At 57.6% G+C, this 22,536-nt stretch carries 12 protein-coding genes; 11 read left to right on the top strand and 1 reads right to left on the bottom strand.

Annotated features, from left to right (window positions below):
• Positions 1-155: 155 nt before the first annotated feature.
• Positions 156-1,316 (bottom strand): LacI family DNA-binding transcriptional regulator, encoded by a 1,161-nt coding sequence (locus J4D97_RS09855; RefSeq protein WP_208307432.1) that lies wholly within the window; start codon positions 1,314-1,316, stop codon positions 156-158.
• Positions 1,317-1,641: 325 nt separating this feature from the next.
• Here J4D97_RS09855 and uxuA point away from each other — a divergent pair, with 325 nt between their 5' ends.
• The 11 genes from uxuA (at position 1,642) to J4D97_RS09800 (ending at position 22,518) form a co-directional block, all read left to right on the top strand.
• Entirely contained in the window at positions 1,642-2,892 is a 1,251-nt protein-coding gene (uxuA, locus tag J4D97_RS09850; protein WP_208307431.1) for a mannonate dehydratase, read from the top strand.
• Positions 2,893-2,970: 78 nt separating this feature from the next.
• A complete protein-coding gene (locus J4D97_RS09845) occupies positions 2,971-5,070 on the top strand; it encodes an alpha-glucuronidase family glycosyl hydrolase (protein WP_208307430.1) in 2,100 nt (699 codons plus the stop codon).
• Positions 5,071-5,108: 38 nt separating this feature from the next.
• Positions 5,109-5,927: an SDR family NAD(P)-dependent oxidoreductase gene (locus J4D97_RS09840; protein WP_208307429.1), complete on the top strand. Its 819-nt coding sequence runs from the start codon at positions 5,109-5,111 to the stop codon at positions 5,925-5,927.
• Between the two features lie 136 nt (positions 5,928-6,063).
• Positions 6,064-9,105: a SusC/RagA family TonB-linked outer membrane protein gene (locus J4D97_RS09835; RefSeq protein ID WP_243900238.1), complete on the top strand. Its 3,042-nt coding sequence runs from the start codon at positions 6,064-6,066 to the stop codon at positions 9,103-9,105.
• 12 nt (positions 9,106-9,117) lie between these two features.
• A complete protein-coding gene (locus J4D97_RS09830; protein ID WP_208307427.1) occupies positions 9,118-11,079 on the top strand; it encodes a RagB/SusD family nutrient uptake outer membrane protein in 1,962 nt (653 codons plus the stop codon).
• A 231-nt stretch (positions 11,080-11,310) separates the two neighbouring features.
• A complete protein-coding gene (locus tag J4D97_RS09825) occupies positions 11,311-13,260 on the top strand; it encodes a sialate O-acetylesterase (RefSeq protein ID WP_208307426.1) in 1,950 nt (649 codons plus the stop codon).
• Positions 13,250-15,445 carry a glycoside hydrolase family 3 N-terminal domain-containing protein gene (locus J4D97_RS09820; RefSeq protein WP_208307425.1) on the top strand — a complete coding sequence of 732 codons (2,196 nt, stop codon included), beginning with the start codon at positions 13,250-13,252 and terminating at the stop codon, positions 15,443-15,445. Before J4D97_RS09825 ends, J4D97_RS09820 begins: the two co-directional genes overlap by 11 nt.
• Positions 15,446-15,642: 197 nt before the next feature.
• Entirely contained in the window at positions 15,643-17,169 is a 1,527-nt protein-coding gene (locus J4D97_RS09815) for a xylulokinase (RefSeq protein ID WP_208307424.1), read from the top strand.
• Positions 17,147-18,478, top strand: a complete 1,332-nt coding sequence (gene xylA, locus J4D97_RS09810) for a xylose isomerase (RefSeq protein ID WP_208307423.1) — start codon at positions 17,147-17,149, stop codon at positions 18,476-18,478. Before J4D97_RS09815 ends, xylA begins: the two co-directional genes overlap by 23 nt.
• A gap of 146 nt (positions 18,479-18,624) precedes the next feature.
• Positions 18,625-19,740 carry an endo-1,4-beta-xylanase gene (locus J4D97_RS09805; protein ID WP_208307422.1) on the top strand — a complete coding sequence of 372 codons (1,116 nt, stop codon included), beginning with the start codon at positions 18,625-18,627 and terminating at the stop codon, positions 19,738-19,740.
• Between the two features lie 129 nt (positions 19,741-19,869).
• Positions 19,870-22,518, top strand: coding sequence for a glycosyl hydrolase 115 family protein (locus J4D97_RS09800; protein ID WP_208307421.1), 2,649 nt, complete (start codon positions 19,870-19,872; stop codon positions 22,516-22,518).
• The last annotated feature ends 18 nt before the right edge of the window (positions 22,519-22,536 follow it).

The raw sequence follows: 22,536 nt of genomic DNA, 5'->3' as shown, positions 1-22,536 counted from the left end.
GTTAGGGTAGTAGGGTAGGAAGAAAATATGTCATCCTGAGCACAGCGAAGGACCTTATGCCAGCAGAACGATTGACGTAGCAACGATTCGTTCAACTAGCATAAGGCCCTTCGCTGTGCTCAGGATGACACATTTTCTTCCTACTCTCTTACCCCCTAAGAACTCCTCTTCAACGACGACTGTCGCACTACTAAATCGCCGGCAATGACGAAGGTGCGGGGCTGGAAGTTCTCCTTTTGCTGTACCTGCTCCAAGAACAGACGGGCCGCTTGTTGCCCGATGCGGTAGGGGTGCAGGTCGATGGTGGTGAGGCCTGGCTCGATAAGGGCCGCCAGAAACTCATCGCCGAAGCCCACAATGGCCACGTCTTGCGGCACGCGGAGGTTGCGCTGTTTCAGGGCCAGAATCAGGTCGAAGGCGTTGGTGTAATTGATGGCGAAGATGGCGTCCGGCGGTTCGGGTAGGGCCAGCCAGGTAGCCAGGGCTGCTTCGGCTGCCTCAGACCGGAAGTTGATGTGGGCGCGTAATTCGTCGAGTATCGGCAGGCCGTGTTTCTGCAAGGCGCTGAGGTAGCCCGCCTCCCGCTGCTGACTGATGAGCAGCGACGCAGGTCCAGCCAGAATGGCAATGCGCCGGCAGCCCTGCTCAATTAGGTGCTCCGTGAGCACAAAGGCGGCGTGCCAGTCGTCCAGAATCACTTTGGCGCTATCTATTTCGTCGCTGACTCTATCGAAATGCACCACCGGAATGCCCCGGCTGGCGGGCGGCTTTACGTGGTCGAAGTTTTCCGTTTCGCGGGAATGGCAGATCAGCAGACCGTCTACCCGGCTAGCTACCAGCGCCTGCACGTTGCTCACCTCCATTTGATACGATTCCTTCGACTGGCAGATCATCACGCGGTAGCCCGCCTCGGCTGCTACTTGCTGAATACCGCTAACAGCCGTAGCAAAAAACGGCCGTTCAATATCGGGTATCACCACACCAATAGTATTGGTTTCGCTGCTTTTCAGACTCTGGGCCAATAAGTTGGGCTGGTAGTCGAGTTGGCGGGCTACCTCCAGAATGGCTTGGCGCGTGTTGGCATTGATGTCGGTGTGTCCATTCATGGCCCGCGACACGGTGGAGGGCGCCACACCCAGCACTTTGGCCACATCGCTGATGGTAGTCTGGTGGCGCTTGCGCGGTGGGGTAGGAGGGGCCGAGGCGGCATCAGTGAAGTGATAGTCGCAGGCTTTGCAGAAGTAACGCTGGCGGCCCCGAATAAACCCAGCCCGCATCACAGAATCGGCTAAGCCGCACTTGGTACACTTCATCATAGTTGAATGGTATTTTGGGAAAGGGAAGTAGTATCAAACAAATAAACGCACAGGAATAGTCGTTTCATTATTCAAAGATAAACTACAAATATTTTTTTGACGAAGTAACGAAAAAAATACCTATCGGAACCGTTTTCGAAAACGTTTACGATAGTTTTATTTATGCAAACAGTCATTTGGAGGATTACTGTAACGTTTGCGGAGACGATTGTATGGTTAACTTCGACAGAAATTGAGGCACAAAAGCAATAGAGTAACGTAGGTCTTCATACGTCTGCCTAAAGCTGTAATGTGTCTTAAAATTGTATTATAATAAGTAAAGGTCATGTTGCAAACCATGCGTTGGTTCGGTCCGCAAGATCCGGTTTCGTTGGCTGCTTTGCGGCAGGCAGGCTGCGCGGGAGTGGTAACGGCACTGCACCAAATGCCAGTAGGCGCAGTGTGGAGCGTGGCGGCTATTCAGGAGCGTCAGCAACTCATTGAAGCCGACAACGACAAGCAGACACCCCTGCACTGGGCAGTGGTGGAGAGCCTGCCCGTACACGAGGACATCAAGAAAGGTCGCCCCACCCGCGACCAGTACATTGCCGCCTATCAGGAATCGTTGCGCAACTTGGCGGCCTGTGGTATCCGCACGGTGTGCTACAACTTTATGCCCGTGCTGGACTGGTCGCGCACCAACCTAAGCTACCCCATGCCCGACGGCTCGCGTGCGCTACGCTTTGTGTGGCAGGACTTTGCTTTGTTCGACCTGTGCATTCTGCGCCGTCCCGGTGCCGAGGCCGATTACGAGCCCGCCGTGGCCGAAGCCGCCCGCCAACAGTTTGCGGCCATGACAACGGAGGAAGTACAACTCCTCACCAACGTAGTGCTGCTGGGCCTGCCCGGCTCGGAGGAAGCGTTTGAACTGCACCAGTTTCAATCTTTACTGAACGAATACGCTGCCATCGACGCGGCTGCGCTGCGCGAGAACCTGCACTACTTCGTGCGGGCCGTGGCTCCCGTGGCCGAGGAACTAGGCATCGGCCTGTGTATCCACCCCGATGACCCGCCCTACCCCTTACTGGGTCTACCTCGTGTGGTGAGCACCGAGGCCGACCTCACGGCCCTGCTCGCGGCCTGCGACGTGCCTGCCAACGGCATCACGTTTTGCACGGGCTCGCTGGGCATACGCACTGATAACGACCTGCCCGGCATGATACAACGCCTGGGGCACCGCATCCACTTTGTGCACCTGCGCTCCACCAAGCGTGAGGAAAACCCGCGCAACTTCCACGAAGCCGACCACCTCACCGGCGACGTGGATATGTATGCCGTGGTGCGGGCGCTGGTAGAAGAAGAGCTGCGTCGGGAAGCTGCTGGTGAAGAAAAAACCACCCTCCCCATGCGCCCCGACCACGGCCACCAGATGCTCGACGACCTGGAAAAGCGCACCTATCCTGGCTACTCGGCTATTGGCCGCTTGCGTGGCTTAGCCGAGTTGCGCGGGTTGGAACTAGGTATCCGCCGCAGCTTGTCGGACCAAGCCGCCGCAGAGAAATCGACGCTTGCCATGCTCTCCGTTGATGCGCGCTGACAATAAATAACTGGCTGATTTTCAAAATAAAAAGACACAAGAATGGCCGGCTGAGTAGCTGGCCAGTTCGCTCCCTCTATGCCGTACCGCTACCTTCTGTTTCTGCTGCTATGTCTACTCGCCCACCGTGGCCTCGCCGACGATGGCTACCGGCTGTGGCTGAAGTACGACCAGTTGCCAGAGGCCAGTCAGCGTAAGGCGGCGTTGCGCAATGCCCGCTTCATTGCTGTGCCAGCCAACGCGTCGGCTACCCTGCAAACCGCTGCTCGCGAGCTGCAAAAGGGTTTGCAAGCGCTGCTGGGGCAGGCGGTGCCAGTAGGGGAGGCGCGCGGCAAAGGTGGGATTCTGCTAACCGTAGCCCCCGACCCCGCCTTAGGCCGTGAGGGCTACCGGGTAACCACCCAAGACGGCAATATCCGCATCAGCGGCCCTACCGATGCGGGTGTGCTCTACGGGAGCTTTGCGCTGCTGCGTCACTTGCAAACCGGTCAGTCGCTGGCAGGCATCAACCTGAGCAGTCAGCCGAAAATTCAATACCGCCTTCTCAATCACTGGGATAACCCCAACGGCACCGTGGAGCGCGGCTATGCAGGCTCCAGCATCTGGAAATGGCAGGAACTGCCCGAGGTGCTCGACCCACGCTACCAAGACTACGCCCGCGCCAATGCCTCTATTGGCATTAATGGGGTAGTGCTCAACAACGTAAATGCCAGCCCCCGCCTGCTCACGGCCGAGTACCTGCGCAAAGTAGCCGCCCTGGCCGGCGTAATGCGGCCCTATGGTATTCGGGTGTATCTGTCGGTGTTTTGGGCGGCGCCCAAAGTACTGGGTGGCCTTCCTACCTCCGACCCATTGGACCCACAGGTGAAGCGCTGGTGGGCGGCCAAAATGGACGAAATCTACCGGGCCGTGCCTGATTTTGGGGGCTTCGTGGTGAAGGCGAATTCTGAAGGCGAACCAGGCCCGCAGGACTACGGCCGCAACCACGCCCAGGGCGCCAACATGCTGGCCGAAGCCCTGGGCCAACACGATGGTATTGTGATGTGGCGCGCTTTCGTCTATAAGGCCGATGGGAGCGGCGACCGTTTCAAGGAAGCCTACCAGGAATTTCAGCCACTGGATGGGCAGTTCAACCCCAAGGTGCTGGTACAGGTGAAAAACGGACCGATTGATTTTCAGGCGCGGGAACCGTTTCACCCGCTTTTTGGCAAGATGCCCCGCACCCCGCTGGTGCTAGAAGTGCAGCTTACGCAGGAATACCTGGGCTTCGCTACCCACCTAGTGTACCTCGCTCCCCTGATCAAAGAATGCTTGGAAGCTGATACCCACGCTAAAGGACTGGGCTCGACTGTAGCCAAGGTGGTAGACGGCAGCTTAGACCAGCACCGCATCAGCGGTATTGCCGGGGTAGCCAACATCGGCGCCGACCGCAACTGGACGGGCCACCCCATGGGCCAAGCCAACTGGTACGCTTTCGGGCGCCTGGCCTGGGACCATACACTACCTGCTAAGGCTATTGCGCAAGAGTGGACGCAAATGACGCTGACCCAAGAACCCAAGGCCGCTGCTACCATTGTGGCGTTGCTGGAACAGTCGCGCAGCATTTACGTGCGCTACACTACGCCGATGGGCCTGCACCACATCATGGGGCAGACGTTGCACTATGGTCCCGAGCCCTGGTTGGCCAAGAGTGCCCGCCCCGACTGGACCGCCGTGTACTACCACCGGGCCGACGCCGAGGGCCTGGGTTTCGACCGTACCGCCCAAGGTAGCAATGCCCTCAGCCTCTACTACCCGCCTGTGCAGCAGCAATGGGGCACGTTGGCTACCTGCCCGCTCAACTACCTGCTCTGGTTTCACCACGTGCCCTGGGACTATAAACTCAGTACCGGCCGCACCCTTTGGAACGAACTAACTACTCGCTACTACACCGGCGCCGACTCGGTGCAGTGGATGCAACGGCAGTGGGCGCAGGTGCAGCCCGCCGTAGACCCCGCCCTGCACGCCGACGTGACAGCCCGCCTACTGGTGCAGCAGCGCGAGGCCCTGTGGTGGCGCGATGCCTGCGTGCTGTACTTCCAGTCGATAGCGCGCCTGCCGCTGCCGCCGGGCCTGCCGCCGCCCACCCGCACCCTAGCCGACATCAAAGAGCAAGTTGATACCTATCAACTTCGCTAGTTATTTTTCTCATTTTCAATTGCCTGGCTTCCTGGTACATGAACACGCATTTGGTTTCTCCTGCTTCTAACGGCCACGCGTCGCACCCGACGGCGCAGCCGCATAACGTTTTCTCCCTGGAAGGCCGCGTGGCCCTTATTACGGGCGGTGGCAGCGGCATTGGGCTAGAAATAGCCCGTTGCATGCTCACGGCGGGTGCTACTGTGGTGATTACCGGCCGCCGCGAGGAAGTCCTGAAGGAGGCTGTAACCGGCTTGGGCGAACGGGCCGCTTACATGGTAAACGACGTGACGGAGCGGACGTCGCTGGAGGAACTGGTGGAGCAGATTGAGGCGGCACACGGCCCGCTGGATATCCTCGTCAACAACGCCGGTATCAACATGAAGAAGCCCGCGCTGGAAGTCACAGACGAGGAATTTGACCGCATCGTGCACACCAATTTGAACGCGGTATTTGCCCTCACCCGCGTGTGCGCCCGCCGCATGATGGCCCGCCAGCGCGGCGTAATTCTGATGATTTCCTCCATGGCCGCCTACTACGGCATCGACCGAGTAGCCGCCTATGCAGCCTCCAAGGCAGGTTTGGAAGGGATGGTAAAAGTGCTGGCCTCGGAATTTTCAGGCGCTGGGGTGCGGGTGAATGCCATTGCACCCGGCTTCATCGAAACAGCCATGAGCCGGACCGCCATGAACAACGACCCCGACCGCCGCGACCGGGCCATGCGCCGCACGCCCATGGGCAAGTTTGGCCAGCCCGAGGACATTGGTAATGCCGCTGTGTTCCTGGCCTCCGACGCGGCCCGCTACATCACCGGCGCCTCGCTGCCCGTGGATGGTGGCAATTCTATTGGATTCTAGTTTTTTAAATATTCAACATAAACTCCCACATGCCATGCAATCACCATTACGAAAGACGGTCTTAAGCTTAAGTTTGCCGCTTTTTGCGGGAGCGGGACTACCCATAGTTAGTGTATTACTACCGACCACGCAGGTGATGGCGCAGGCCACACAAACTGTCTCCGGCCGAGTTGTCGGTAAGGAAGGTGGCGAAGGTCTGCCTGGTGTTACGGTTCTGCAGAAAGGTACCACCAACGGGGTTTCAACCAATACTGACGGAGAGTTTACGTTGTCAGTGCCTATTGGGAGCACGCTGGTATTTAGTGCTATCGGCTCCATTAGCCAAGAGGTAGTTGTTTCCGGACCCACTGTGAACGTCACGCTGGCCACCGATACCAAGGCTCTAGATGAGGTGGTGGTAGTAGGCTACGGTGTGCAAAGAGCAGAAGCAGTAACGGGTTCCGTTGCTTCTATCAGCGGCGAGGCTTTGCGCGAAGTACCAACGGCTAACATCTCGCAGGCCCTGCAAGGCCGGTTGCCGGGGGTACAAATTGCCCAAACCTCCTCCCAGCCAGGCGCAACTACGCAGATTCGAATCCGCGGTACTCGTTCTCTCACGGCCAGCAATGATCCGTTGATCGTATTGGATGGCATTCCGTTTCCGGGCTCTATCGGCGACATCAACCCCAACGATATCCAGAGCGTTGACATCCTGAAAGATGCATCGGCCACAGCCATCTACGGGTCGCGGGGCGCGAATGGAGTTGTTTTGATAACCACCAAAGGAGGAAAAAAAGGGCAAAAGGCACAGGTAACATACGATGGTTTTGTGGGAGCGAAAACCCTTTTCGCCCCATACCCCATGATGAACGGGCCAGAGTTTGCGGCGCTTCGTAAAGCAACGGCCTTGTACAATCCTAGTGGGCAACCCTTGTACACTAACACCCTAGACGAATCCGATGACGTCGATACCGATTGGCAGAAGCTATTGTACCGAACCGGCATTCAATCCAACCATAACTTAGGGCTTACCGGTGGTACGGAGAACGGGCGGTATAATTTCAATGCGGGTTATTATCAGGAAGAAGGCGTAATTCCTACCCAGCAGTATACCCGCTATTCTGTTCGTGGCTCGCTTGACCAAGGCGTTGGTAAATATGTCCGCTTGGGCTTTACTACCAACAATACCTATAGCTTAACGGAAGGCTCCAACGTGGGGGTGTATGGTGCCTTGACTTCATCGCCACTCGCTAGTCCGTACAATGCGGATGGGACGCTGAGAAGAACCATCAAAATGCCCTTGGATGAACAGTGGGTAGCTACCAAGGAGGTGATAGAAGCCAATAAAGATAGATGGCTGAGTCAATCGAGAAACTTTGCCAGCTACAACTCTCTCTTCGGTGAATTCAGTATGCCAGGAGTCGATGGGTTGAAATACCGTATCAACCTGGGTGTAAACTACCGGCAAGGCCAGGGTGGTAGTTATACGGGGCAGGGCATCAACGCGGTTCTCGCTACTAATCCTTCTTCGGCATCCACTAGCAACTCGCTTACCACGGATTATACCGTTGAAAACATCTTGTCCTACGACCGTACCTTGGGCGGGAAGCATAATATCAATGCGTTAGCCTTGTATTCTGCCTCCAGCAATACGTTCAATCGGTCGCAGATTAATGCCCGGGATATTCCTGCCGACGCCTTCCAGTTCTATAATCTGGGGCTGGCGGCCGGCGAAATAATAGTAAACCCCAACGACCAGCAGTATGTAAAATACGGGCTGTTGTCCTACATGGGGCGTGTGATGTACTCCTACGATGACCGGTATCTGCTGTCCGCTACAGTCCGTTCGGATGGCTCCTCTCGACTTGCCGAAGGAAGAAAATGGAACACGTACCCGGCGGTATCAGCTGGCTGGAACATCGCCAGAGAATCGTTCATGCAGAGTGTTGCGGCCGTAAACATGTTGAAGCTGCGGGTTGGCTACGGTGTAACGTCAAACCAGTCCATTAATCCCTACGCTACCCTGGGCCGCCTGGCCACCCGGCCCTACAATTTTGGCCTTAGCCCTACCGGCTACCAGACGGGCCTGTTTGTAAATGAGTTGCCCAACCCTAACCTGGGTTGGGAATTCTCTAAAACCTGGAACTATGCGTTGGATTTCGCAGTCCTGAAAAACCGTCTTTCGGGTACCGTGGAGTACTACCTTACCAACACCGAAGACCTTCTGCTGGCGTTGCCTTTGCCTCCCACCTCCGGTGTGGGTAGCTATACGGCCAACATTGGCTCCACTCAAAACAAAGGGATAGAGCTTTCCTTGAACGGGTTGATTTTGGACAATCTTAACGGCTGGACGTGGGAAGCGGGCTTCAACGTGTATGCTAACCGCAACAAGATTACGTCGCTGGCAGGGGAGCAAGACCGAGACGAAGGAAACTGGTGGTTTGTGGGCAAACCGATCAATGTAGTCTTTGATTACGAAAAAATAGGGCTGTGGCAACCTGAAGACCCCTACAGAACCATTCTGGAGCCATCTACCAACCCGGATGCCACAATTGGTATGATTAAGGTGAAATATACTGGTGATTATAACTCGGATGGTACCCCTACTCGCCCCATTGGCACCCAAGACCGTCAGATTCTGGATGTAAACCCCAACTTTCAGGGAGGTTTGAACACCCGGGTGGCATACAAAGGCTTTGACCTGTCCATCGTAGGGGCCTTCCAAAACGGCGGCCTGCTCAACAGTACGATTTACGGTTCGTCGGGCTACCTCAACCTGCTGAATGGTCGTCGCGGAAACGTAAAAGTGGATTACTGGACGCCGGAAAACACGGATGCCAAATATCCTCGGCCAGGTGCCCTCGCGAGCGGCGACAACCCGAAGTACGGCTCTACGCTTGGCTATTTCGATGCCTCTTACCTGAAGATCCGTACCATCTCGCTCGGCTATAATTTCGACAATATGGCGTGGTTGAAGAATGCTGGCGTTAACCGACTGCGGTTGTACGCAACGGCACAAAACCCCTTCGTGCTGTTCTCGCCCTACCACAAAGAATCAGGGATGGACCCGGAGACTAACTCGTTTGGCGACGAAAACGCGGCCGTACCCCTGGGCCAGAACCTGCGCCGCATTCTGACGCTGGGTACCAATGCCCCGGCAACCCGCGCCTTCATCGCCGGACTCAACCTTACCTTTTAAGAAAAGATCAATATGAAAACCTCTACCATAAAATTCTTTATTGGAGCGGCCATCATCTCCATGTCCGCCGCTGGGTGCACGGATCTTTTGGAAGAAGAACCCCGAAGCATTTACGAGCCCGGCTACTTTCAAACAGAAAGGGGCGTTAGCGGTGGGTTAACCTCTATGTACGCTCACTTGCGCTACATCTACGGAAACGCTTACTACTATAATGCTACGCTAACCGGAACCGATGAGGTAACCTACGGCCGGGATGCCGATGAGAACTTTCTGGCCATGGACCTCTCCGGCAGAGCGGTGCTCAATGCCAATAACAGCCGGGCAGATGCGTTGTGGGGAGCTGCTTTTCCTAATATCAACACCGCCAGTGGTATTATTAAGAATGCTACCGCCGTCGGTACCATTTCTCCGGCGTTGATTGCCGAAGCGAGATTCTTCCGCGCCTTCGATTACTTCATGCTAGTCCAAACGTTTGGCGGGGTGCCCCTAGACTTGGGTTCGGGAGAGTTGGAGTTCAACAGCAATGCTATCAGAACCTCGGTCCGCAACACAGTGCCCGAGGTCTATACCAAAGCTGTTTTTCCTGATTTGCTTCAAGCCGTCAACGACTTGCCGGCGAATCCACGGGTTGTAGGAGGCGCAACCAAGACGCTTGCCCGCCTCTATCTGGCTAAAGCTTACCTAACCTATGCCTGGTGGCTTGAAAATCCAAACAACATTCCCACTTATCCCGCGGCTCCAAGAACCGATCCGGACGGCCATGACGCCCAGTATTATTATCAGCAGGCCTACAATGTCGCTACTGCTGGTATTGATAACCCGGGGCCGTTCCGCCTGCAGCCAACGTACTACGATGTGCACGTGGGAACGAATGACCGCAATTTGGAAATGCTGCTGTTCGCGGACCACACCGAAGCCAGCGAGTTATACAATGGTGGCAGCATCACCTTTGGTAGTGGTGGTTCCCCTGACAACTTTGCCGGCTGGATGATGACGTGGAACTACACCAACATCCGAAGCACAGGACTAGACGCAAAAGGGGTACGTGGCCCTTTCTCTTCTGTACAGCGCGAAGCAGTACAGGCGTTAGGCCGTCCTTGGAACCGTATGGCTCCTACCATTGGTGCTGTTGTAAACACCTTTGCCGACAAAACCAACGATTCGCGCTACGATGGCACCTTTACTACTGTCTATCGTGGTAACTGGCCGAAAGCAGGTGGCGTTCTGCCCACAGAGCCATGGAACGCCAACAATCTGCCAGTAAATCCAGGTGACCCAATCCTGACTTTCCTGAACGCAGAGCCCGCTACTGCCATTACGTACCCCACCGGCACTGGCGCGAGCAATGTAGGCGCAGGCGTGCTACCCGGTAGAGCAGATTATGTGATTTCGCCGCTTGGGATCAGCCGGATTGTGTATCCTGGTCTCTGGAAACTCGGCCCCTACCGTACCGACAACGGTACGGGCTTAGGACAGCCCAATGCCGGCAGCACGCGGCCGTTCAACATTGCCAAGTTCTCGGAACTATACTTCGTAGCGGCCGAAGCCGCCGTAAAAGGAGCCACTACCAAATCTGGTCAGAGCGCCCGGGAATTAATTAATGTAATTCGTGCCCGGGCCGGTAAGTGGCGTTTCGATAACAACGGGAACATGGCCAAAGTGCAGGATAACAGCGCTGCGATGGTGGCGGCTACTCCGAACACTATAGATATCAACTACATCCTGGCAGAACGTTCGCGTGAATACTATGCTGAAGGTTACCGTTGGTTTGACCTAGTGCGCACTCAAAAATGGAATGAGTTAGCTTCTACCTACCGTATTGGGGGCACTAACTACGGAGACCATACCCCTATAACCGTTACGCGCACCATCCAACCGTATCACTATCTGCGTCCTATACCGCAGTTCCAGCTTGAGCGTTTAGACGTATCAGCAGATGTAAAGGCGGCTTATCAAAACCCAAGCTATCAATAGGCTGATGCGAAAGATTGGCTGCCCAAGATGGGCAGCCAATCTTTTCTCTACCCTCTGAGGCATTGTGTGCGCAGAAGGGAAAGCCAATTGTATAGCAGCACGCACGGCAAGTCGCTGGTATGTGCAAGGAAGTGCGAGCCAGTCTTTTATAGATATTGAGAGTATCGGTTGCCGCGTTCGTTCCTGGCAGCTACGGATTGGCCGCGAGCAAGCGCATTCAAATACTGACGCATGAATTCTTTTCTAAAAGTAGTAGTATTGTTTTCCTGCACCTGTGTGCTGCCCGCTTCGGCGGCATTCAGCCAGATCCGGCTGCCACAACTGGTCAGCAATGGCATGGTGTTGCAGCGCGAGAAGCCCATCACCATCTGGGGCTGGGCCGCAGCGGGGGAGAAAGTCACCATCACTTTTCAGGGTAAAACCTACCGCGCCACTGCCGATACCAAGGGGCAGTGGCGCGTGAGCCTACCCGCCATGAAAGCCGGTGGTCCTTACGATATGACCCTGACGGCTAGCAATCAGCTGAAAGTGAGTGATATTCTACTTGGGGACGTGTGGCTGTGCTCGGGGCAGTCGAACATGGAAACCACCATGACCCGCGTGCGCGACAAATACCCCGAGGAGGTAGCCACCGCTAACAACCCGCGCATCCGCCAGTTCAACGTGCCGATGAGCTATGCGTTCAACGGTCCGAAAGCCGACCTGAAAGGCGGCAGCTGGGTACCCGTGACGCCGCAAACCATTGGCGACTACTCGGCCGTGGCCTACTTTTTTGCCAAGGACTTGTACGCCAAGTATAAAGTACCCATTGGTATCATAAAAGATGCTGTGGGTGGCTCGCCGGCCGAAGCCTGGCTGAGCGCCGACGCCCTCAAGCAATTTCCTGCCTATCAGCAAGCCGCCGAGAAGTATAAGGATAGCACTCTGGTAGCCAGCACCCAGCAGCGCGACCAAGCCGCCGGCCGCGACTGGCAGCAGCGCCTCTACAAAGCCGACCAGGGCGAAGCGCCCGGCCAAACCAAATGGTCGGACCCCAGCTACAACGCCGCCGACTGGGCCACTATGAACGTGCCCGGCTACTGGGCCAACCAAACCCCGTTGGGACCCGTGAACGGTGTGCTCTGGTTCCGGAAGGAAGTGGACGTACCGGCCAGCATGGTGGGCAAGCCCGCTCGCCTGGAGCTGGGTACGCTGGTTGATGCCGATTCCACTTACATCAACGGGAAACTAGTGGGCAGCACCGGCTACCAGTACCCACCCCGCAAATACGACTTTGGGCCAGGCGTGTTGAAGCCGGGTAAAAACACGGTGGTGGTGCGCTTGGTCAGCAACGGCGGCCGTGGGGGCTTCACCCTCGACAAGGAGTACCGCTTGATGGCTGGCGGCCAGACGCTGGATTTGCGCGGCCCCTGGCAGTACAAGGTAGGCGCCACGATGTCGCCCGCACCCGGTAGCACCACCTTTCAGTACCAGCCCGGTGGATTGTACAACGGCATGATTGCCCCTGTAACGCCCTACGCCATCAAAGGCATTGTGTGGTACCAGGGCGAATCGAATGCCGGCCGTACGCAGGACTACCAAGCGCTGATGACCAGCCTGATTGCCGACTGGCGCCAGCACTTGCAGCAGCCCAATCTGCCGTTCCTCTTCGTGCAGCTACCCAACTTTAATGCCGCCAAGAAAGAGCCCGGTGAGAGTGGCTGGGCCATGATTCGCGATATCCAGCGCCACTTGCTGGAAGTGCCCAACACGGGCATGGCCGTGACGCTGGGCCTGGGCGAGTGGAACGACATTCACCCCGTAACCAAGCAGCCTGTGGGGCACCGCCTGGCCTTGGCCGCCCAGAAGGTAGCCTACGGCGACAAAAATGTGGTGGCCTCGGGCCCTCTTTACCAGTCGATGCAAAAGAACGGCAACAAGGCTACCCTCACGTTTTCGGGGGTAGGCAGCGGCTTGGTAACCCAGGGCAAGGGCCCGCTGGAAGGCTTTGCTGTGGCTGGGCCCGACCATCAATTCCATTGGGCGCAGGCTCGTATCGAAGGCAATAAGGTGGTGGTGTGGAGCGACCAAGTGCAGGACCCCGTAGCCGTGCGCTACGCCTGGGCCGACAACCCCGAAAACGCCAACCTCGCCAACAAAGAAGGCCTTCCCGCTTCTACATTCCGCACCGATGATTTCTAATTCCAAACGCTTTCTAACGAGCCTATTGCTGGCGGGCCTGAGCCTCAGTGCCCAGGCTCAGCAGTCGGCCACGGCCCTCTACCTGGACCCCAAGCAGCCGCTGAACACCCGCGTCAACGACCTGATCAGCAAGCTCACGCTGGAAGAGAAGGCCGATCAGATGATGTACAATAGCAAGGCCATTGAGCGGCTGAACATTCCGGCGTATAACTGGTGGAACGAAGCCCTGCACGGGGTAGGGCGGGCCGGGGCGGCCACCGTATTTCCGCAGGCCATCGGGCTAGGCGCTACCTTTGATGAGGACCTGGCCCAGCGTGTATCGACGGCTATTTCCGACGAGGCCCGGGCCATGTACAACGTGGCGGTAGCCAAGGGCTACCGCCAGCAGTACAGTGGCCTCACCTTCTGGACGCCCAATATCAACATCTTCCGTGACCCGCGCTGGGGTAGGGGACAGGAGACGTACGGCGAAGACCCTACCCTCACGGGTCGGCTGGGGGTGGCCTTCGTGGAGGGTTTGCAGGGCAACGACCCGCGCTACCTCAAAACTGCCGCCTGCGCCAAGCACTTTGCCGTGCACAGTGGCCCCGAGAAACTACGCCACGAGTTCAATGCCCAGGCCTCGCCTCAGGATTTGTGGGAAACCTACCTACCCGCGTTTCACCAGTTGGTGAATGCCAAGGTAGAAGCCGTGATGTGCGCCTACAACGCCACTAACGGCGAGCCATGCTGCGGCAACAGCTACCTGCTGCAAGACGTGCTGCGTGGCCAGTGGCAGTTTAAGGGCCACCTTGTGAGCGACTGCTGGGCATTGGTGGATTTTTACCAAGGCCACAAAGTGGTGAAAACGCCCGCCGAAGCCGCCGCCCTAGCCCTGGAGCGGGGCGTAAACCTGAACTGTGGCAGTGTGTACCCCTCCCTACCCGAAGCGGTGCAGAAGGGACTCACCACCGAAGCGAAAATGGACAGCTCGCTGGCTATTCTGCTGCGCACCCGGTTCAAACTGGGGTTGTTTGATCCGCAGGGTAGCAGCCCCTACGATAAGCTGGGCGCCGAAATCATCAACAGCGCCAAGCACCGCGCCCTTGCCCGCGAGGCGGCCCAAAAGTCCATTGTGCTGCTCAAAAACAACGGCGTGCTGCCCCTGCGCAACGACTTGCCCAAGTACTTCGTGACCGGCCCCAACGCCGCCAACCTCGACGCGCTGCTGGGCAATTACTACGGCGTAAATCCGTCCATGAGCACCATTCTGGAAGGCCTGGTGGCCGGCGTGAGCCCGGCCAGCCAGATGCAGTACCGCCCCGGCGCCCTGCTCGACCGCCCCAACCAAAACGGTGTGGACTGGGTGAGCGGCACGGCCCGCACCGTGGATGCTACGTTTGTGGTGCTGGGTATCAACGGGTTGCTGGAAGGCGAAGAGGGCGAATCCATTGCTTCCCCCTCATTCGGCGACCGGCTCGACTACAACCTGCCCAAAAATCAGATTGACTTCTTGCGCGGCCTGCGCAAAAACAACGACAAACCCATTGTGGCCATCGTGACGGGCGGCTCACCCATGAATCTGGCCGAAGTGCACGAGTTGGCCGATGCGGTGGTACTGGCCTGGTACCCCGGCGAGGAAGGTGGCAACGCCATTGCCGACGTAGTGTTTGGCAAGGTAGCGCCCTCGGGCAAGCTGCCCATCACCTTCCCCAAATCTCTGGAGCAACTGCCTGCCTACGAAAACTACTCGATGCAGGGCCGCACCTACCGCTACATGACGCAGGAGCCGTTGTATCCCTTTGGCTTCGGGCTGAGCTACGGCAAATTCGAGTATGGTGGGCTGAAGCTGCCCAAGAAAGCAGCCAAGAATAAGCCCATGGAGGTGGAAGCTACTGTGCGCAATACAGGTAAAATGGCCGGTGAGGAAGTGGTGCAGCTCTACGTAACGCATCCGTCCCGCGCTGGGCAGCAAGTGCCGCTGTTTGCGCTGAAGAACTTCCGCCGCGTGCGCCTGGAACCGGGTGCCAGCGCCACTGTGAAGTTTACACTCACGCCCGAACAACTGGCCTTGGTTAACGCCCAAGGCAAAACAGTAGCCGCCAACGGACCCGTTACGATTTCGGTGGGTGGCGCCCTCCCCGGCAAGCGCAGTCAGGCGCTAGGGGCCAGCGCGCCAGCCGTGGCTACAGTCGTCGTACGGTAACAAGATGGTGTTCAAAGCAGGATGAACTCCGTAGACCATACAAGAAAAAAATAGGTTTATTGCACCTATCGGAAACGTTTTCGAAAACGGTTCCGATATAAAAAAGGCTTATACGCTTCGTTTAAGCGGTTTTTAGACTGGTATCCTGCTTAGTGCGGGTGTATATTTCGAGAATATTAACCCTACCTTTTCCTTCTATGAACTACCTGCTTGGGTATGATATCGGCAGCTCGTCGGTGAAAGTTGCGCTCCTGAATGCCGACACGGGTAAGTGCTTGGCCAGCGCCACCTCACCCCGGCAGGAAATGGAAATCCTGGCTGTGCAGGCGGGCTGGGCCGAGCAGCGTCCTGAGCGCTGGTGGCAGGAAGCCATCAATGCCACTCAGGAGTTGAAGGCCAGCTACGGTTTCGATGCGACGCAGGTGGCCGGCATAGGTATTACCTACCAGATGCACGGGTTGGTACTGATGGACAAGGCCGGCAAGGTGCTGCGCCCCGCCATTATCTGGTGCGACAGCCGCGCCGTGGACTACGGCAATGCGGCCTTCGAGGCCTTGGGCGAAGAATATTGCCTGCAAAATTTCCTTAACTCGCCTGGCAACTTTACGGCGTCCAAGCTGAAGTGGGTGCACGATAACGAGCCGGAGGTATACGCGCAAATCCACAAAATCCAGCTGCCCGGCGACTATATCGCCTTTCAGATGACAGGTGAGTTGCAAACCACCGTGTCGGGTCTGTCAGAAGGCGTGTTCTGGAACTTCCGAGAGCAAGCGGTAGCGCAAGAGCTACTCGACTACTATGGTCTCGACCATGACTTGCTGCCTACCCTGGTAGACACCTTTGCCGAGCAGGGCCGCCTGACGCCCGAAGCCGCCCAAGAGCTAGGCCTGGCAGCCGGCACGCCCGTGAGCTACCGCGCCGGCGACCAGCCCAACAACGCCTTCTCCCTGAACGTGTTGCAGCCCGGCGAAATTGCCGCCACGGCTGGCACCTCGGGCGTGGTCTACGGCATCAGCGACCAGCCGGTGGTAGACTCGCGCTCTCGCGTGAATGCTTTTGTGCACGTGAACAGCCAGCCCGATCAGCCCCGCAACGGCATGCTGATGTGCATGAACGGCACGGGTATTCTCAATAGCTGGCTGCGCAAAATTGTGGGCGAGCTGCCTTATGATGAGATGAACCGCTTGGCTGCCCAAGCGCCGGTAGGGGCCGAGGAGCTGCTGTTCCTACCCTTCGGCAATGGCGCCGAGCGCATCCTGGAAAACGAGCCGACCACTGCCGAGCTGCTGGGCCTCAGCCTGACGCGCCACGACCGCACCCACGTGCTGCGCGCCGCCCAGGAAGGCATCGTGTATGCGCTCAACTATGGCATTGACATTATGCGGGCGGCGGGCGTGCAGGTACATACCGTGCGCGCCGGCAACGCTAATATGTTCTTGAGCCCAGTGTTTCGGGAGGCCTTTGTGAATACGGCTAACGTAACACTGGAACTGTTTAACACCGACGCCGCCCAGGGTGCAGCCCGCGGTGCGGGGGTAGGAGTGGGGCTCTACGCCTCGCCTGCCGACGCCTTTGTAGGTCTGGAGCGCATTCTCACGCTGGCGCCTACCTCTGAGCTACAAACGCAATACCAAGCAGCCTATGCCCGATGGCACCAGGCGCTTACCCAACAGATTCTTTCAACTTCAACTATTTCCCACCATGTCGAGCAACACGCTAACTAAGACGGAGCATTTCAAAGGCATAGACGTTATCAAGTACGAAGGCCGCGAGTCGGACAACCCATTGGCGTTCAAATGGTACGATGAGAACCGTGTGGTAGCCGGCAAAACCATGAAGGAGCACCTGCGCTTCGCTGTGGCTTACTGGCACACCTTCACCGGCACCGGCGGCGACCCGTTTGGTCCTGGTACTAAAGAGTTTGGCTGGGATGCCAAGGGTGATATCCTGGGCCGTGCTCACGATAAGATGGACGCTGCTTTCGAGTTTTTCACCAAGCTGGGCACGCCCTACTACTGCTTCCACGACGTGGATTTGGTGGACGAGGCGTCTTCCCTGAAAGAGTACGAAAGCAACCTGCAAGCCATCGTGGGCTACGCCAAGCAGAAGCAGCAGGAAACCGGTGTGAAGCTGCTATGGGGCACGGCCAACGTGTTTTCGAACCCGCGCTATATGAACGGCGCCAGCACCAACCCCGACTTTTCGGTGCTGACTTATGCCGCTACCCAAGTGAAAAACTCGCTGGACGCGACTATCGCGCTGGGCGGTGAAAACTACGTGTTCTGGGGTGGCCGCGAGGGCTACATGACCCTGCTCAACACCAACATGAAGCGCGAGCTGGCGCACATGGGCCGCTTCCTGGCTACGGCCCGCGACTACGCCCGCAAGCAGGGCTTCACTGGCAAGTTCTTCATCGAGCCTAAGCCCGCTGAGCCTACCAAGCACCAGTACGATTTCGACGCCGCCACGGTAATCGGCTTCCTGAAAGAGTATGGCCTGGAAAACGATTTCATGCTGAACCTAGAAGTGAACCACGCTACCCTAGCTGGGCACACATTCCAGCACGAGTTGCAAGTGGCCGCCGACGCCAACATGCTGGGCTCAATGGACGCCAACCGCGGCGACTACCAGAACGGCTGGGACACCGACCAGTTCCCCAACAACCTGAACGAGCTGGCTGAGTCGATGCTGGTGATTCTGGAGGCCGGTGGCTTCAAGCACGGCGGCATCAACTTCGACGCCAAAACCCGCCGCAACTCCACCGACCTGGAGGACATCTTCATTGCCCACATTGCCGGTATGGACGCCTTCGCCCGCTCGCTGGTGATTGCCAACGACATTCTGGAGAAGTCGGCCTACAAGAAATTCCGCACGGAGCGTTACGCCTCGTTCGATTCGGGTGCGGGTGCGGCCTTCGAGCGCGGTGAGTTGACCTTGGATGACCTGCGCCGTCTGGCCTTCGAGCACGGCGAGCCTACCCCTCGCAGCGGCAAGCAGGAGTGGTTGGAAAGCCTGATCAACCAATATATTTAAGCTGAAAAGATGAAATGCTCTCCCTGGTTGGCTGCCTAGCAACGAACCGGGGGGAGCATTTTTTCCATGTATGTATTCCCGCCACCCCACATGGGGGTAGGCGCGGGGCGGTATATCCTGTTACGATCTTCCTTATCGACTTTCCAATGAAAACTAAAAGCAGCTTATTGTATCTCGGTTTGGCTGGCTTCTGCCTGGGATTTGTGCAGAAATCAGAGCCGACCCTAAAAGATGCTTATAAGAAGGATTTCTACGTGGGAGCGGCGCTTAACTACCGCCAAATCGGCGGACAAGACGCCCAGGCTACGGCCCTAATCAAGCAGCAATTCAACACCATCAGCCCCGAAAACCTGCTGAAGTGGGGTCCGGTGCACCCGCAGCCCGACAAGTACAACTTCAAGCCTGCCGACGACTACGTGGCCTTTGGCCAACAGAACAAGATGTTCATTGTGGGCCACACGTTGCTATGGCATCAGCAAACGCCCAATTGGGTGTTTGAGGGCGAGAACGGCCAACCCACTAGCCGCGAGGTGCTGCTGAAACGTCTGGAGGACCACATCAACACCGTAGTGGGCCGCTACAAAGGCAAGATTGGCGGTTGGGACGTAGTGAACGAGGCCATCGACGACCAGCAGGGTAACCTGCGCAAGACCAAGTGGCTGGAAATCCTGGGCGAAGATTTCGCCGCCAAAGCTTTCGAGTACGCCCACAAAGCCGACCCCAAGGCTGAGCTCTACTACAACGATTACAGCCTCTACCGCCCCGAAAAGCGGGAAGGCGTGATTAAACTTGTGAAAGGCTTGCAGGCTAAAGGCATCAAGGTAACAGCCATCGGCATGCAGGGCCACTACGGCCTCACCAAGCCTACCATTGCGCAGGTGGAGGAAAGTATTGTGGCCTTCGCGAAGCTGGGTGTGCACGTCAACTTCACGGAGCTGGATATTGATGTGCTGCCGAACCCCAGCCGCCGCCAAGGCGCCGACATTGCCGAGACCTTCGGTGCCGATGCCAAGTACAACGTCTACACTACCGGCCTACCCGACTCGGTGCAGCAGCAGCTCACGAAACGATATGCCGACCTATTTGCGTTGTTCCGGAAGCACCGCGACGTGATTGACCGCATCACCCTCTGGGGCGTGACAGATGCCGATTCTTGGCTGAACGATTGGCCCATCAAGGGCCGCACCAGCTACCCGCTGCTGTTCGACCGTCAGTACCAGACCAAGCCCGCCTTCCGGGCTGTGGTGCAGGCTGCGCGGTAGGGGCGCGTTGCACCACAGCTCATTTTCGTGGGCGTTGTGGTCAACTTCCCTACCTGCCATATGCAACGACGGGCGCGTGCAACGCGCCCCTACTACCCTGTTTCCTACCCGCGCGTTAACCCACCCACTATGCCTTCTTTATCTATTCCTCGGCGCTTCATCTTGCTGCTTGTTACTGGCCTGACGCTCGGTGCCACGCAGCCCGCTCAAGCCCTTGATGGCACTTCCTACGTCACGTCGAAAAAGCAAAAGGGCAGTTTCGCGCTGGAAGCTGGCGGCAAAGCCGCGCCACTCTACGCCAGCGCTCAGGACTGGCCAGGCGTGCTGCGAGCGGCTAAAGATTTGCAGGCCGACATCCACCGCGTGACCAGCGTGACGCCTACCCTCACCACCGACCAGGCGCCGAAGGGTAGGGAAGTGGTACTGATTGGCACCATCGGCAAGAGCCCGCTCATCGACCAGTTGGTGCGCGACAAGAAGCTCGACGTGTCGGGGGTAGTGGGCAAGTGGGAAGTGTTTGTGGAACAAATAGTTGACAAGCCAATGCCCGGCGTAGACCGCGCCCTGGTGATTGCCGGCAGCGACAAACGCGGCACCATCTACGGCATCTACGATTTGTCGGAGCAGATGGGGGTATCGCCGTGGTACTGGTGGGCCGATGTGCCAACCAAGCCCCAAAAGGCCTTGTATGTGGCGGCGGGTAGGCACACGCAGGGCGAACCGAAGGTGAAATACCGCGGCATCTTCATCAACGACGAGGCGCCGGCCATGTCGGGCTGGACGAAGGAGAAGTTTGGCGGCTTCAACTCAAAGATGTACACCCACATGTTTGAGCTGATCCTACGCCTGAAAGGTAACTACCTCTGGCCTGCCATGTGGGGCAACGCCTTCAACGACGACGACCCGCAAAACCCCGTGCTGGCCGACGAGTACGGTATTGTGATGGGCACCTCCCACCACGAACCCCTCACCCGCGCCCACGACGAATGGCGTCGCTACGGGAAAGGCCCCTGGAACTACCAGACTAACCCCGACGTGCTGCGCGACTTCTGGCGCGGCGGCATGCAGCGCATGGGCACCCGCGAAAACGTAGTGACCATTGGGATGCGTGGCGACGGCGATGAGCCTATGAGCGAGGGTAGCAATATTGCCTTGCTGGAAAAAATTGTGGCCGATCAGCGCCAGATTATTGCCGATGTTACTGGCAAACCCGCCGAGCAAACGCCGCAAATGTGGGCGCTCTACAAAGAGGTACAGGACTATTACGACAAAGGCATGCGTGTGCCCGACGACGTAACGCTACTGCTCTGCGACGACAACTGGGGCAACCTGCGCAAGCTGCCCAAACTGGGCGAAAAGCCTCGCGCCGGTGGTTACGGCATCTACTACCACTTCGACTACGTGGGCGGTCCGCGTAATTACAAGTGGCTGAATACGAATCCGCTACCACGCATCCGTGAGCAAATGCACCTGGCTCATGCCTACGGTGCCAACCAGATTTGGGTAGTGAATGTGGGGGACCTGAAGCCCATGGAACTGCCCATCAGCTTCTTCCTCGATTACGCCTGGAACCCTGACAACATCAAAGCCGACGAGGTAGGGAAGTATACTCAGCAGTGGGCCGCTCAGCAATTCGGACCGAAGCACGCCGCCGGCATTGCCGACATTTTGGCCAAATATGCCAAGTACAATGCTCGCCGCAAGCCCGAGCTACTCTCTCCTGATACCTACAGCCTGACGAACTACAACGAGTGGCCCATGGTGGTAGCTGACTACAACCAGCTGCTGACCCAGGCGGAAGCTATTGGCCGGCAATTGCCCGCCTCCTACCAGGATGCGTATTTCGAGCTGGTGCTGCACCCTGTGCTGGCCTGCGCCAACCTCAACGAGTTGTACTACACCGTAGCTCTGAACCGCGAAGCCGCTAAGAACAACCGGGTAAATACCAACGAGCTAGCTGCTAAAGCCAAGGCGCTATTCGAAAAAGACGCCGAGATTTCGAAGCGCTACAACGCCATTGCCGGCGGCAAATGGAACCACATGATGGACCAGATGCACATCGGCTACAAGGCTTGGCACGACGAGAAGGCCGACAAAATGCCGGAGGTGCAAACCATTGCCGAAGCGGCGGCCACGGCACCGGCGCTATCTGTTGCCGCGGCCGTGCAGAAACCGCAGCCACAACCCGCGTCGGGCGCGGCCTTTGTGGAAGCTGATGGCTACGTGTCCGTAGAGGCACCGCACTACAGCAAGGCTGTGGATGGTAGCCAAGCGAAATGGCAAACTATTCCGAACCTGGGGCGCACGCTGGGCGGCATCAGCACATATCCAACGACGGCGCCCATTACGCAACCTGGCGGCAACAGTCCACATCTGGAATATCAGATGCAGCTTTCTACGGCCGGTCCCGTCACTGTACAAGCCTACCTGGCGCCTACCTTGAACTTTACGGGTGGCGAGGGGCTGCGTTACGCTGTGTCGTTCGACGACGAAGCCCCGCAAATCGTGAATCTGCACACGGGCATGGTAGCCGACAACGGCAACCGCCCCTGGGAAAAAGCTGTGGCCGAGAATATCATCCTGAAAACCACTCAGCACACCCTTGCCACGCCCGGCAAGCACATGCTGAAGTTCTGGCGCGTTGATCCGGGCGTGGTGCTGGAAAAGCTGGTGGTAGACTGCGGCGGACTGAAGCCCAGCTACCTGGGTCCGCCGGAAAGTGCTACGGGTACCAAGCCAGCTCCTGCGGCAACGAAAAACAGCGTGGGGCAGCGCTAGTGCTACCCCGCATGGCGT

Source organism: Hymenobacter defluvii (assembly GCF_017589435.1).
Taxonomy (GTDB): domain Bacteria; phylum Bacteroidota; class Bacteroidia; order Cytophagales; family Hymenobacteraceae; genus Hymenobacter; species Hymenobacter profundi.
The sequence above is the reverse complement of the archived record's forward strand: the minus strand, read 5'-3'. Positions and strand labels throughout refer to the sequence as shown.